General features: G+C 36.0%; 14 protein-coding genes. 12 read left to right on the top strand and 2 right to left on the bottom strand.

From position 1 onward, the window contains the following. Positions 1-27: 27 nt before the first annotated feature. Genes dnaG through ahbA form a run of 3 tightly spaced genes read left to right on the top strand, consistent with a single transcriptional unit; the run spans position 28 to position 4,353 of the window. Positions 28-1,782, top strand: a complete 1,755-nt coding sequence (gene dnaG, locus HL41_RS09035; RefSeq protein WP_051754490.1) for a DNA primase — start codon at positions 28-30, stop codon at positions 1,780-1,782. A gap of 42 nt (positions 1,783-1,824) precedes the next feature. Then, a complete protein-coding gene (locus HL41_RS04075) occupies positions 1,825-3,369 on the top strand; it encodes an RNA polymerase sigma factor RpoD/SigA (protein WP_038060954.1) in 1,545 nt (514 codons plus the stop codon). Positions 3,370-3,372: 3 nt separating this feature from the next. Next, on the top strand, positions 3,373-4,353 hold the full coding sequence (gene ahbA, locus HL41_RS04070; RefSeq protein ID WP_038060951.1) for a siroheme decarboxylase subunit alpha: 981 nt from the start codon (positions 3,373-3,375) through the stop codon (positions 4,351-4,353). Here the strand turns inward: ahbA and HL41_RS04065 are convergent. Beyond that, a complete protein-coding gene (locus tag HL41_RS04065) occupies positions 4,343-5,257 on the bottom strand; it encodes a sulfite exporter TauE/SafE family protein (protein ID WP_235181317.1) in 915 nt (304 codons plus the stop codon). The two genes, ahbA and HL41_RS04065, sit on opposite strands and share 11 nt — an antisense overlap. A gap of 2 nt (positions 5,258-5,259) precedes the next feature. Further along, positions 5,260-6,549 carry a beta-barrel assembly-enhancing protease gene (locus HL41_RS04060; protein ID WP_022854913.1) on the bottom strand — a complete coding sequence of 430 codons (1,290 nt, stop codon included), beginning with the start codon at positions 6,547-6,549 and terminating at the stop codon, positions 5,260-5,262. Positions 6,550-6,857: 308 nt separating this feature from the next. Between HL41_RS04060 and speD the strand changes: the two genes are divergently transcribed. Genes speD through HL41_RS04015 form a run of 9 tightly spaced genes read left to right on the top strand, consistent with a single transcriptional unit; the run spans position 6,858 to position 14,042 of the window. Beyond that, complete coding sequence (gene speD, locus HL41_RS04055) at positions 6,858-7,295, top strand: adenosylmethionine decarboxylase (protein WP_038061052.1); 438 nt, start codon at positions 6,858-6,860, stop codon at positions 7,293-7,295. Between the two features lie 4 nt (positions 7,296-7,299). Continuing rightward, the gene (gene speB, locus HL41_RS04050) at positions 7,300-8,166 is read left to right on the top strand and encodes an agmatinase (protein WP_051754489.1); all 867 of its coding nucleotides are present in this window, start codon (positions 7,300-7,302) and stop codon (positions 8,164-8,166) included. Then, a complete protein-coding gene (locus tag HL41_RS04045) occupies positions 8,150-8,749 on the top strand; it encodes an HD domain-containing protein (RefSeq protein WP_038060947.1) in 600 nt (199 codons plus the stop codon). The genes speB and HL41_RS04045 overlap by 17 nt, the downstream gene beginning before the upstream one ends. Beyond that, on the top strand, positions 8,718-9,785 hold the full coding sequence (locus HL41_RS04040; protein WP_038060944.1) for a (Fe-S)-binding protein: 1,068 nt from the start codon (positions 8,718-8,720) through the stop codon (positions 9,783-9,785). The genes HL41_RS04045 and HL41_RS04040 overlap by 32 nt, the downstream gene beginning before the upstream one ends. Next, positions 9,782-10,711, top strand: a complete 930-nt coding sequence (locus HL41_RS04035) for a radical SAM protein (protein WP_038060942.1) — start codon at positions 9,782-9,784, stop codon at positions 10,709-10,711. Before HL41_RS04040 ends, HL41_RS04035 begins: the two co-directional genes overlap by 4 nt. An 8-nt stretch (positions 10,712-10,719) precedes the next feature. Then, positions 10,720-11,379 (top strand): metallophosphoesterase family protein, encoded by a 660-nt coding sequence (locus tag HL41_RS04030; RefSeq protein ID WP_038060939.1) that lies wholly within the window; start codon positions 10,720-10,722, stop codon positions 11,377-11,379. A 2-nt stretch (positions 11,380-11,381) separates the two neighbouring features. After that, a complete protein-coding gene (locus HL41_RS04025; RefSeq protein ID WP_022854906.1) occupies positions 11,382-11,876 on the top strand; it encodes a hypothetical protein in 495 nt (164 codons plus the stop codon). Continuing rightward, positions 11,873-12,757 carry a site-specific tyrosine recombinase XerD gene (gene xerD / locus HL41_RS04020; protein ID WP_273010442.1) on the top strand — a complete coding sequence of 295 codons (885 nt, stop codon included), beginning with the start codon at positions 11,873-11,875 and terminating at the stop codon, positions 12,755-12,757. The genes HL41_RS04025 and xerD overlap by 4 nt, the downstream gene beginning before the upstream one ends. Next, a complete protein-coding gene (locus HL41_RS04015) occupies positions 12,732-14,042 on the top strand; it encodes a tRNA nucleotidyltransferase/poly(A) polymerase family protein (protein WP_038060937.1) in 1,311 nt (436 codons plus the stop codon). The genes xerD and HL41_RS04015 overlap by 26 nt, the downstream gene beginning before the upstream one ends. Positions 14,043-14,074 lie beyond the last annotated feature (32 nt).

The raw sequence follows: 14,074 nt of genomic DNA, 5'->3' as shown, positions 1-14,074 counted from the left end.
ACCAAACAAAGTTCACAGAGGTAACCTTTGGAAGGACTTTTTGAAAAGATAAAAGAAATCTATGACCTTGTAGAAGTAGTGTCTAACTATGTAAGGTTAAAGAGGGTAGGCAAAAATTTTGTAGGGCTTTGTCCTTTTCATTCAGAGAAAACCCCTTCTTTTGTAGTCAGTCCTGAGAAACAGATTTTCAAATGTTTTGGATGTGGAGAGTCTGGGGATGTGGTGACTTTTTACATGAAGATAAAGGGGTTATCTTTTAAAGAAGCTATCTTAGAATTAGCAGAGAAAGCGGGGATTTATGTAGAAGAGAAGATTTTTCTAGAAAAAAGAAAAGAAAACGAGCTTGTTAGTCTGGCTTATAAAGTAGCCAAGTTTTACCATCATTTGCTGTTTTTTCATCCCGGGGCTAAAGAAGGAAGAGAATATCTTTTAGAAAGAGGTCTTTCTGAGGAAACTATAAAGCATTTCCTGTTAGGTTTTGCTCCTCAAGAAGGTAGGGTATTAACTAGCTATTTAAGAACCTCGAAAGAAGAATTCAAACACGCAGAAGAGCTTGGCTTGATCAAACAAGTACAAGATGGTTCTTTTGTAGACCTTTTTAAGTTTAGGATAATTTTTCCTGTTTTTAATTCCAAAGGAGAATGTGTTGGTTTTGGAGGAAGGGCCCTTGTTAAAGAAGATGAGCCCAAGTATTTAAATACCCCAGAGTCTAAGATTTATAAAAAATCAGAAATCCTTTATGGTTTTTATCAGGCTAAAGAATATATCAAGAAAGAAAAAACCTGTTTTTTAGTAGAGGGATACTTTGATTTCCTTTCTTTCTGGGAGGCTGGGATAAGAAATACGGTTGCTACCTGTGGTACAGCCCTTACCCCTAATCATGTAAAGATTCTTAAAGGATTATCAGAAGAGATATTGGTGTGTTACGACGGCGATGAAGCTGGGAAAAAAGCTACGGTAAGGGCTGTGTCTTTGTTTGTAAAAGAAGGGATTTTACCTAAATGTGTCGTTTTACCTGAAGGGGAGGATCCTGATTCTTTTGTCCAAAAAATTAAGATGAATTCCTCAGAGATTAAGGAAAAAATAAAGGATTTAACCCAAGATGGAATTTCCTTTGTTGCTTCTTTTTTCCAAGACAAATTCAAACAAAATCCTTCTAAGGCCTATCAAGAATTGATTGAGGTTTTTCAGGGTATAGAAGACCCGTTTTTAAAGAAAAAAGTAGCTAAGGAATTGAGCTTTAAACTGGATTTGTCTGAAACAGAGATTTTAAAAAGTTTATCTAAAAAGGAAGTATCTAAAAAACCTGCTATATTTATTTCATCTTCTGAAAAGAGTTTGGTTGAACCTAAGGAAGATAGTTGTTTAAGGATGATTGCTCAATACTTAGTAAGTTATCCTGAAGATTTAGAAATTTTAGAGGAGTCAGGACTTTCTAAGTATTTAGAAGCTTGTGGTTCTAAGTATACGGTTTTTTTAAAAATGTTAATCGAGAGTTTGAAAAAAGGGCTGGGAGAGCTTTCTTGTGTCTCTGATCCTGAATTTCAGTCTATTCTAAGCGACCTTCTTTTTAGCCCTCCTTTTGAAAGTCGAGAGGAGGTTCTCAAAGACATAAAATCCTTTCTCCAAAAGTCTTTAATCAAGCTGGAGTTAAAAAAACTTGCAGAGAGCATAAAAAATTTAGAAAATGTAGGGGCAAAAGAAGAAAAAAATCAATATCTTTGTCTTTTAAAAGCCACCTTGATCAATAAAGTTTGTGGTTTAGACAAAGTAGAGAGTTAAAATAAAAGTTTGCATAAAAATTTTTAAACAAAGGAGGATTGAATGAGCCTCCGAAACAAAAAAACCTTTTGTCTTTTTGAAGAAGAGGAAATGCTCTTAGAGGAGGTTTCTTCAGAAAATTTCTGGCTACCTGAAGAAGAGGAAAAAAGGTCTGGAGTTAAAGACGAAGACCCTATAAAGATTTATTTTAAGGAAGTTTTTTCTCATAAACTTCTTACCAAAGAAGATGAAATAAGGATAGGAAGGACTATAGAAGAAAAGGAAAGGGAGATATTGAGTGAGGTCCTCAGTTATTATGCTACTACTGCCAAGTTTTTTCATCTGGTTATTCAATCAGAAAGACATGGCAAGTTAGGACTGCTTTTTAAGGACTGTGATGAATTACAAAAACATAAAGAAAAGTTTGAACATTGGATACAAAGTTTAAAGCAAAGCTTAAGTGACATTTTAGAGTCTTTTAATTCTCATGGTGTTAACCCTGAGCTGTTGGAAAAGACCATAGAACTTATTTATCAAGTAAGACCAAGTAAACTGCTCTTAGATGAGCTTTGTTGTGAGATTTTAGAAACCTATCAAAGGGTTAACAACCTAAATAGATTAAAAAATAAACTGCAAACTAAATACGAGATCAAGCCTATCACGATAGAAAAAATTTTTTCAGTTAACGGAAGACAGATTAATTTTCTCCGTTTAGCAAAAAGATTTTCCATCGATAAGATAGATTTAGACAAGCTGGTAAAAGAAGTAAACGAACATTGTAAGTTTATGAAGCATTTTGATGAATTCTTTGGAGAGCCCTTAGAGAAGGTATACCAAAGTGGAGAAAAGATTTTTAAAGCCTGTCAAGTTATAAAGGCCTGCAAAGAGGAGTTGGTAAAATCTAATCTTAGGCTTATCATTTCTATAGCCCGCAAGTATTCTCCTAAAGGGATGTTTCTTTCTGATTTAATCCAGGAAGGAAACATAGGTCTTCTTAAAGCCATAGAAAAATTTGATTACCGAAAAGGATTTAAGTTTAGCACCTATGCAACCTGGTGGATAAGACAGTCTATCACCAGGTATCTGGCAGAAAATACCAGGACCATAAGGATCCCCCTTCATATAATAGAAACTATATACAAAATAAGTAAGCTTATTTCTAACAAGTTTTATCAAGAATATGGTAGAGATCCAACTTTAGAAGAACTTTCTAAGGAGACAGGCCTTTCTATAGAAAAACTTAACTACATCTTCAAAATTATGAAACAACCTATTTCTCTGGAAACTAACATAGGAGAAGAAGACGATTCTACACTAAGAGATTTCATAGAAGACCAGAAAGCTTTAAAACCTGATGAAATTACCTTTAACCAAGCTCTATCAGAAAAAGTAAGAGAACTTCTAAAGAGTTTGTCCCCCAGGGAGGAAAAAATTATAAGGCTAAGGTTTGGAATAGGTGAAAGAGAATCCTACACTTTAGAGGAGGTTGGAAACAAGTTTGGGGTTACTAAAGAAAGGATCAGACAGATAGAAAACATCGCCCTGCGTAAACTTAAACATCCTCAAAGGATAAAGTTTTTAAAGAATTTTCTTATTTATAGTTCTTAACGTATGGATGTTGAGAAAAAGATTCTTTCTGTTATCCAAAAAGATTTTCCCTTAGAAAATAGGCCCTTTTTACGTTTAGCTGAAAAGGTTGGTTTAGAAGAAGATTTTTTTTTAGAAAAAGTTAGAGAGTTGCAAGAAAAGAGAATAATAAGACAGGTTTCTGCAGTTTTTAACCCTTCTTTTTTTGGACATAGGTCTGGGCTTTTTGCCTTAAGGGCTAAGGAAGAAAACCTTATTCAGACAATAGAGATCATAAACAGCCATCAAGGGGTAAGTCATAACTACTTAAGATCTCATGATTACAACCTTTGGTTTATTCTGGTAGTGCCCCCAGGAAAAGACCTTTTGACTGAAGCAGACAACCTTTGTAAGCGATGCCAAATAGAAGATTTTTTGTTTTTACCTGCTTTAAGGGTTTTTAAAATATCTACGGTTTTAGAGGTAGAAGGTTACGAAAACGAAAAAAACGAAGAGATAGGGTTTCAAAAGCAAACAGAGGAAAGTTTTTCAGAAAAAGATGTTTGGTTTGTCAAACATCTTCAAGAGCCTCTTCCTTTGATAAAAGAACCTTTTAAACCTATAGCTGAAAAACTTGGTGTTAGAGAAGAAGAGATTTTTTCTTGGTTGATGGAAGTCCAAAAACAAGGTGGTTTAAGAAGGTTTGGGGCTTTGGTAAAACATGACCGTTTAGGATATAAAACCAACGTCATGGTAGCCTGGAAGGTACCTCAAAAGAAGATAGAAAGTTTTGTTAAGGAAGTTACCAACAAAACCTTTATCACACATTGTTATGAAAGAAAGACCTATCCTTTTTGGGATTATAACCTATATACGATGTGTCATTTTAAAAACGAAGAGGAAATAAAGTTGATAGAAGAACTGGCTCAGAAAATAGATATCACTGAATATCTTATGCTTACCACCTTAAAGGAATTAAAAAAGGTTAGGTTAAAACTTTTTTATGACGATGTTTTTACCGCATAAAGTAAGAATAGAGGTATCTTAAGCTTATAAAAAGCACCAACGCTGTTATGATAACCCTTATAAGCTTTTGAGGCATTCTTTTTTGAGCTTTAGCTCCTAAATATAGTCCAGCTGCTCCTCCTAAACCTAAAAGAGCTCCAAGCGCCCAGTCTGGTGGATTCCCTCCAAAGGTAAAAACCAATACTCCCACGACTGAGGTTAAACAAGTTCCAAAAAGAGTGGCCCCAGCAAACACGTAAGGAGGTAGGTGAAAAAACCCAAGCAAGATAGGGGCCATCAACGCCCCTCCTCCTATCCCATAAATACCACCTATAATCCCTATAAAAAAAGCAACCAGAGATATAGCTAAAGAACTTACTTGGTAGGTTTTATGGTCATAGATGAATGCTAAGGTTTTCCAGTTAAACTGGAGAAGTTTTGGAGGTTCTGGAGAAAAAGAGGCATCTTTTTTAGGAGGAAATATGATATCATAAAGAAGCTTTAAGCTTATTACCAAAAGTACAGCTCCAACCAAAAGCTTAAATCTTAACAGTTCCTGAAAATAGCCTATTCTTAAAAAATATCCTATAATCACACCAGGTAAGGTGCCTACAGCAATTATTAAGGTTAACGGATAGAAAAAACGTTTTTCTTTCCAGTACCTATAGACCCCAAAAGGAATGGCAAACACGTTAAAAAGATGGTTGGTTGCACTAACCGCAGGAGTGGTAAACCTAAGGACACTTACCTGAAAAGGTAAAAGTAAAAAAGCACCGCTTATTCCTCCAGAGGCACAGAGAAAAGAGATGACAAAAGCAACTAAAGGAGGTAGTAGAAGAGAGGTGGTTACCCCTGAAGTCTTAAAGGTTACAACCCAAGGTAAAGAGGTTAATAAAAGGTCTAAGAGATTATCCATTTTTTTCATACTTAATGTAGTCTCAATCGTTCATATCGTGCTTTACAGTCAGAATACCAAGAGGCTTGTTTTGGGCCTAATTCTAAGGCTTTTTGATAGTTTTTTAAGGCTAAAGAGAATTGTTTTTGAGTTTCATAAACTCTACCTTTATAATAATAAGAAATCCCGTTAAAAGGAATAAGCTGTGAGGCCTTTTCTAAGTAAACAAGGGAATTACTTAATTCTCCTATCTTGAAGCAGGAAATACCTGCGATTAGCTGAGCTGAGAAAAAGTTAGGGTCTATTTCTACAGCTTTTATGGCATAGGTTTTTGCACCCTCAAAATCTTTCTTTTCTAACCTAATAGAAGCTAAGTAAACCAAGGCCACAGTGTTTTGAGGATATAAACTTAAGGCTTCTTTAAAATAAGCTTCTGCTGCATCGAAGTTCTTTTTCTTATACTCAGCCTTACCTTTGGATACTTGTTGGTAAGAAGGTTTAGTGGTAACCAACAAGTTTTTTATTTTTTGAAATTTTTCGGTGTCAGAGATAAAGGCACCAGAGGGTTTAAAGGTGTTGATATAGTTTTGAGCTTCTTTAATTCTCGTTTCAGGTAAGGGGTGGGTAGAAAGCCATTCAGGAGGTCGTTCTTTTTCCATCTGTTTAAACTTTTCAAAGACCTCTATCATGCCTTGCGGAGAATATCCTGCTTTATAGGCAAAGAGAAAACCATAGTAGTCTGCCTCTTTTTCTTGATCTCTACTAAACTTAAGCTGGAGTAGTGAAGCAGACACAGCCCCTAATTTTAACAAAATTTCTCCTGTAAGGTCTTGTGGGACTAACAGGCTTCCTATTTGAAGAAGAAAGTTTAGGGCCAGCTGTTTTTCTAACATTTTTACATGATGTTTAGCGGTTATATGTCCTATTTCGTGGGCTAAAACCCCAGCAAGCTGACTTTCTTTGTCTAAGGTTAAAAGTAGACCTCTGGTAACTATCACCGGACCTCCTGGTAGAGCAAAGGCATTTACCACGTCAGAGTTTACTACATAGAATTTATAAGGGAGCTTTCTTTCAGAAAACCTGGCAAGCCTTTGTCCTAAGCCTGATACATACTCTTGCACCATTTTCTCAGGATAAAGCCCATCATATTCATCTATAGCAGGATAGACATATAGGTTCCCTAATTCTATCTCTTTTTCTTCAGGAATTAAGTTTAAAAAAGGTCCGTTAGAGTTGGCACAACCAGAAACAAAAAGCACCAAAAACAGGTAAATGGTTGTTAAAAATTTTTTTAAAAAAATGTCTTTTGTACTTTTAATCATAAAAAATTGATTTAAAATTAAAACCTCTCAAAAAATTTCGAACCAAGGCACAACTCAAAAAGGTAATTATTTATAAACATATTATAAAAATTAAAGTTTAATAAGTCAACGACAAATTTTACCAAAAAATAAAGAATAAACAAAAAAATTTAAAGCTTTTAGGGTTTTAATCAGGTTATTATTAGATAATTAAAAATTTTTCAAAATTTTACAGGAAAAATCTTGACAAATTTTTTTTCTGATATATTTTAAAAGCCGACTTGAGGTTTAATCTAACTTAGGTTAGGGGGGATATAAAGATGAAAGAGATGGAAAAGTTTGAGTATGGTTTTGGTCAGCATTTGGTGATAGATGGTTATGGTGCTAACAGAGAAAAGCTTATGGATTTAGATTTTATATATAATTTTCTTAGTAAATATCCTGAAGAGATAGAAATGACCAAGATTATGCCTCCCTATGTGTTTAAATATTATGCTCCTGTGCCTGAGGACTGGGGTATTTCTGGGTTTGTTATCATCGCAGAAAGCCATATAAGCATCCATACCTTCCCAGAGAAGCTTTACCTCAGCATCGATGTATTTTCCTGTAAACCTTTTGATGCTGACAAGGTTATCAGTGACGTTACCCGAATTTTTGAAATCCAAAAGAGCGAGATAAAGTTTTTTGACAGAGGTCTTGAGTTCCCGCGTTCTATCAGGGCAGTAGAAAAGTTTATCAAGATGGAAAGAAAGGACCTTATAATATAGGTTTATGAAAATTTCTTTTTTAGGGCTACCTGACCATCCTCAGGCCAAGGTAGCCCTTATCCCAGCTCCTCTTGAGTATTCTACCTCTTGGAAAAAGGGCACAAAAGAAGCTCCCTTAGAAATCCTTAAAGTAAGTCCTAACATGGAGTTTTTTGACGAAGAATATTTCTTAGACCCTTCAGAAAAGATGGGGTTTTTTACCTATCCGGTAGAGGAGTTATCCTTTGACCCTGAAGAATCGCTAAAAGAGATATCTCAAAAAGTAGAGGAAACTCTTAGTTTAAACAGATTCCCGCTAGTTATCGGAGGAGAACATACGGTTACTTTAGGAAGTATAAGGGTTTTAAAAAAGTTTTTTCCTAGGTTAAAGGTGGTTCATCTTGACGCTCATTTAGACCTTAGAGACCGGTATAACCATAGTTCAATCACCCATGCTACAGTTATGAGAAGGATTTATGAACTTGGTGTTCCTGTTTTAAGCATAGGAATTCGTACTCTGTGTAAAGAAGAGTATGAGTTTATAAAACAGGAAAACTATCCTGTCATTTGGGCTAAAGATTTAAAGGTTGATCTTAAAGAATGCCTTAAAAAGATAGAAAGTTTTCTCAAAGATGGTTATATTTTCCTTAGTTTTGATATGGATGTGTTTGACCCTGCGGTAGCCCCTGGGGTTGGAACTCCTGAACCAGGAGGGATTGATTGGTGGGAAGCGTTAAACATACTTAAAATCCTGGTAAAGCATCGGTTGATAGGTATGGATTTGGTTGAGGTAAAGCCAGACCCTGGGAATCCTGTTACAGAGTTCTTGGCAGCTAAACTTATTTTTAAGGTAGCTGTATATCTGGCCGCTAAAAATGAAGGACTTTTATAATCGATATGCTAATCTTCTTTTTGAGGTAGCTTTTCTAAAGAGAGTAGAAAGGACAGGATATCCCTATCTTGGTACAGGGCATGAAAATGTAGCCTCTCATTCCTTTGGAGTTGCTTTTATTTCTTGGATACTTTCAGAGCTTGTAAAAGAAAAAGTAGATAAAGAAAAGCTTTTCAAGATAGCCTTAATACATGACCTTCCAGAGACAAGGACTGGAGATTTTAATGCTTTAAACAAGCTTTACAACCAAACTGACGAAAAAAAGGCTCTTGAAGACGCCTTTCAGGGTATACCCTTAAGTGAGGAAGTTCTTGAGCTATGGAAGGAGTATAGAAGCCTAAACTCTTTAGAGGCAAGACTGGTTCATGACGCAGACGTAATCGACCTTATCATACAGCTTAAAGAACAAAAGGACCTCAATAACCCTTATGCTCAAAAATGGATCGATTATGCCAAGCCAAAGTTAATCACCGAGGTTGCTAAAACCCTGGTTGAAAGTATTTTAGAAACTGATTGGTGTAGCTGGTGGTATGATTTTTTGATAAAAAACAATGACCTCTACCGTAAAAAACATCAACGCTAACCTCTGCACTCGTTGTGGCAAATGTGTTCCTCATTGCCCAACCTACAGGGTTTTTAGGTCTGAGACTTATTCCCCACGAGGTAGGTTATTTTTTTTTCAAAGAGGAATATATCATCAGTCCCTTGAGGCTTGTTTGTTTTGTGGAAAATGTGAAAGGGTGTGCCCCAACAGGGTTGGGTTTGTAGAGTCAGGCCTTGAAATTATAAAGGATAAAAAAGAACCCATAATTTTGAAAGAAGCCTCTGACCTTATAGGGGGTCATCCCCTACAAATCCTATCTAAACTTCGGTTTTTAGACAGGTTTGACAAGATATTACCAGAAAAAGGTAAAGTTAACCCTAAAAAGATCTATTCTTTTAAAGAAAATCAGGGAAAACCAGATTTGTTGGTTTATTTTTCTTGTGACTTAAAACATCTTTATCCTCAGGTTTTAGAAAAATTTTTAAGTTTGCTAAAGAAGAAAGGAATAAACGTTTGGGTAGTTGAGGACTCTGAATGTTGCGGGGCGCATTTTTTAAGCTTAGGGTTCCCCTCTTTGGTAAAACAAAGGGCATTAAAAAACCTTAAGGTTTTGCAAGAAGTAGAGGCTCCTGTGGTTTTTTTCTGTGCTACCTGTCTCTGGATGTTTAAAAAGGTTTATCCTAAGTTTTTCGAAGGCACCTCTTATGAAAAGGATTTTTTAGATTTAGCTAAAAGGGGAATTTTTGCCTATAAAGCCCTTTCTTTGTTTGGAGAAGAGGAGTTAAAAGTTTTAGCTGATAGGTCAAAGGATAGTTCTGTTCTTTTTCATCTTCCTTGCCACTTGACAGAAGAGTTTTCTTTGGTAAAAAATAAAATAAAGGTAAGTGAGTTTTGTTGTGGTTCTCCAAAGATTTCTCTTTATTGGGAAGGTTTTCCGGAGAAATATAAACGGGTTTGGATTCAAAACTTAGTAAAGGTAAAGGTTGTTGCCACATTTTGTGCCGGTTGTTTTCTTAATTTTAACATGGTATTAAGCTCACCTCCTCAGATAAAGCATTGGTTAGAGTTGTTATGAGTGCCTATCCCTCTTATCTTAAACTGATGGAAACCGGAGAGATAGATAAAAGGATAGAAATTCTTTATGCCAAGCTTGAAAGTTGTGACCTTTGTCCCAATCGGTGTGGGGTTAACAGGCTCAAGGGGGAAAGAGGTTTTTGCAAGGTTTTACATAAGCCTATGATTTCAAGTTATGGCCCTCATTTTGGAGAAGAAAGACCTCTGGTAGGGGAAAACGGTTCTGGAGCTATCTTTTTTACTTACTGCAATATGGCTTGTGTTTATTGCCAGAACTGGGAAATCAGTCATTTAGGAGAAGGGGACTTATTAGAAGTAGAGGATTTAGCAAGGATCATGATTATCCTTCAGGTCTGGGGCTGTCATAACATCAACTTAGTTACTCCTACCCATCAAGTTCCTTTCATTGTAAAGGCTATAAAGTTAGCAGCAGAAATGGGGCTAAGGCTTCCGATTGTTTATAACTGCGGAGGTTATGAATCTTTAGAAACTTTAAGATTATTGGAAGACATAGTAGATATTTACATGCCTGATATCAAATATATGGATGATAAAATTGCTTTAAAACTTTCTAAAGTAAAAAACTACTCTTCTGTGGTAAGGGAAGCTGTAAAAGAGATGCATAGACAGGTGGGAGATTTGGTGATAGAAGGGGGTATAGCCAAAAGAGGTTTGATTGTAAGACATTTAGTTTTACCTGAAGACCTTTCTCAGACAGAAGAGGTGATTAAGTTTATCGCTGAAGAGGTTTCAAAGGATACCTACTTTAACCTTATGGATCAGTACAGACCTTGTGGAGATGCCTGGAAATATCCTCCCCTTGATAGAAAGATTACCCAAGAGGAATGGAAAAGAGCCTTAGGTTGGGCAAAAAAGTATGGGCTTAAGCGTCTTGATGATCGCAGGGCAAGGTTTTGGGATCTGTAAGGTTGTATATGTATGAGGGTTTAAAGATCTTTGCTGTTGGAGACATTCATGGATGTCTGGAAAGTTTAGAAGCCTTGCTGGAAATCTTGCCGATTAACTGGGGAAAGGATCTGTTGATTTTCTTAGGTGATTACATAGACCGGGGAGAAAATCCGAGAGGGGTGGTAGAAAAAATTATAACCTTAAAAAAGAAGTATCCAGAGCATGTAATTACCCTTAAAGGAAACCACGAGTTGATGTTTGAATGGTTTTTAGAGGGGAAAAACGTGGAACTTTTTTTCTATAACGGAGGAGAGGTCACTATTAGTCAGTATTATAATTCAGAAAAACGAATGGTTGAGCTTCCTTTAGAGCATCAGATTTTTTTTCAGGAGTTAAGGTTGTTTTTTGAGTGTGAAGATTACTTGTTTGTGCATGCTGGGATAAATCCTTATAAGAGTTTGAAAGATCAAACAGAAGAAGATTTTTTATGGATAAGAGGGCTCTTTTATGAGTCAAAAAAGGTTCTACCTAAAACAGTAGTTTTTGGTCATACCCCTTTTCCAACTCCATTTTTAGGTCCTGATAGGATAGGTATAGACACAGGTTGTGTGTATGGAGGTTTTCTAACGGCGGTTATGTTACCAGATATAAAATTTTTTCAGGTAAAATGTAAAAGTAGGAGGTAGCCATGTCGAAAGACGATGGAGACAGAAAACTTTCCTGGCGAGAGATAGACAAACTAAAGTCTCAAAGTGGTTTAAGTAAAATCAGAAAAAAACTTGAAAGAAAAGATAAGGCTTCCTCTGGGATAGACACCAAAAACAAACAAAAATACCTTAAAGAGCTTGATAAACTTTTTGTAGATAAAGAAGAGCTGGAAAAGCAGAGTTTTTTAGAGCGGTTACACCAGCAATATGGAAATAAGAATTTCAAAAAATTAGCCAAAGAGTTTGTGGAAAGATATGGGTTGCCTGAAGATTGGCGGACCCTTATGCTTTTTTTAGACCTGGACGACAAAAATTTGGTAATCAAAACCTTAGAAAAAATAAAGGAACTTTTTCCTCAAAGGACTACCACAGAAAAACAGGGTATGCTTTCTAAGCTAAAAACGTTGGTGCTTACTTCTAAGGATGAAACCATAAGTTTTAAGGTAGAAACCCTTCTAAAGGAACTTTCCCTTTGATTAAGGAATATATCGAAGAATTTTTGTCTTATCTTTTGGCAGTAAAAAATGCTTCTTTCAACACGATTGTTTCCTATGGGTATGACCTGAGAGATTTAGAAGAGTTTTTACAAAAAAAAGGCGTGTTAAATGTAGAAACCATAGGCAATCTCAACGAATACTTAGAGTATTTGAAGACCAAAGGTTATAATCCTTTTACCGTGGCAAGAAAGCTTTCAAGTCTTAGGAGTTTTTTAAAATTTCTACAGGTAGAAAAGGGACTTACCATCGGTTCGGATTGGTTTGAAAACCCTAAACTTCCGATGAGACTCCCTAAGGTATTAAGTATTGATGAGACAGAAAGGTTGTTGTCTCAACCAGACCTGACCCATCCGTTGGGATATAGAGATAGGACGATGCTTGAGGTGATGTATGCCACAGGCCTCAGAGTTTCTGAATTGGTAGAACTAAAGATCAAGGATTTCAACCTTGAGTTAGGTTTTTTAAGGGTTATGGGTAAGGGTGGAAAAGAGAGGCTTGTTCCGATGGGAGATTATGCCCTTGAGTTTTTAAAGGGCTATCTTTATAACATAAGGCCTTTGTTTGCCAACCCTAAAAGTAAAGACTATGTGTTCTTAAACCGAAGGGGAGGTCCTCTTACCAGACAAAGATTTTGGCAGTTAATTAAACAGTATGCCTTAAAAGCCGGGATAGACCCTGAAAAGGTTTCTCCTCATGTGTTAAGACATTCCTTTGCTTCTCATCTCCTGCAAGGAGGGGCAGACTTAAGAGCCCTTCAACTTATGCTTGGACATAGTAGCTTAGCTACCACCCAGATTTATACCCACTTAGACTACAAGAGGCTTAGAGAAGTTTATGACAAACATCACCCAAGGGCCTAAGGTTTATCCTGTTGATTTCGAAGATTTTTTAGATTTTGTGGCTAAGGAAGAGGAAACCAAAGAATTTTTGGATAGACTTAGGAAGTTAGCCAAAAAGAGAGGAGAGTTTTTGTATTTTGCAGGAGGGGTGGTAAGGGATTACCTCCTTTTTAAAAAAGGCAAACTAAACCCACAAAGTTCTAAAGATTTTGATATCGTTTTAGAGGGAAACTTAGAGAAGTTTTTACAGGAACTAAACGAAGACCTAAACAAAGAAATCCTTTTTAAGTCTCAATTTCTTACCTACAAAGTAAGATTTTTTTTAGACGGAGAACCTCTGGAGGTGGACTTTATCACAGCAAGAAGAGAGGTTTATGAAGAAATTGCCCAGCTTCCTAAGGTTTTTCCTTCTAACTTCATGGACGACCTTTTAAGAAGGGATTTTACGATAAATGCTTTAGCCATAGGGCTTTCTGCTCCTTATGAAGGGCTTTTGCTTGACCTGTTAGACGGTTTAAAAGACCTTGAAGCTTCTCTTGTTAAACCCTTGCACCTTAACTCTTTTGTGGAAGATCCTACCCGTATTTTTAGGGGGATAAGGTACAAAGTAAGGCTTGGATTTGATTTTTCTGAGGAGTTTTATCAGGCTTTAGAGGTTTGTTATCAAAAGGAAGCTTTAAAAAAGCTTTCTTCTGCAAGGTTGGCCAATGAGCTGAAACTTTATTTGTTTAAAGAAGGGGAAGAGATTCTGTTAAAGCTCCTTGAAACTACTTATCAGCTTGAGGTTTTTAAAGAGGCAGGGCTTGAGGTAGCCAGGGAAAATTTTCCGTTACTTTGTGAGGTGTTAAAAGAGGTAAAAGAAGAGTTTAGTCCCAAAGAAAGGGAAAAGGTTTATTTTTTAGGGATGGTTGAAAGCTTAAGTGGTTTAGAGAGATTAGGTTTTAGTGAGGTAGAGATTACAAGGATTGAAAGTCTTCTCAATAACTTTAGAGGATTTTATCATAAAATAAACACGTTAAGCTTGAAAGAAAAGTTAGAGTGGTTTGATAAAGTTCGGAGGGAGTATCTTTGTGCTTTTGCAGTTATTTTCCCTGAACTTAAAGAAGAAATTTTTCGGTATTTAAAGGTTTATTCTAAGGTTAGACCTGAGTTAAACGGTGAAGATTTAAAAAAATTGGGTTTTAGATCAGGGAAAGAAATAGGAGAGATTTTAAAGATCCTTCGTTTAAAAAGGTTAGAAGGAAAGGTTAAAACTAAAGAAGATGAAATAGAGTTTTTAAAAAAGTTTTTGGTTAAAAATGAGTAGTAAAATTTGCTTTTTTTATTAAAATTAGCGTA

This window comes from Thermodesulfobacterium commune DSM 2178 (assembly GCF_000734015.1).
Classification (GTDB): Bacteria; Desulfobacterota; Thermodesulfobacteria; order Thermodesulfobacteriales; family Thermodesulfobacteriaceae; genus Thermodesulfobacterium; species Thermodesulfobacterium commune.
Note: the sequence above shows the minus strand (reverse complement) of the source record. Positions and strands in the feature narration are given on the sequence as shown.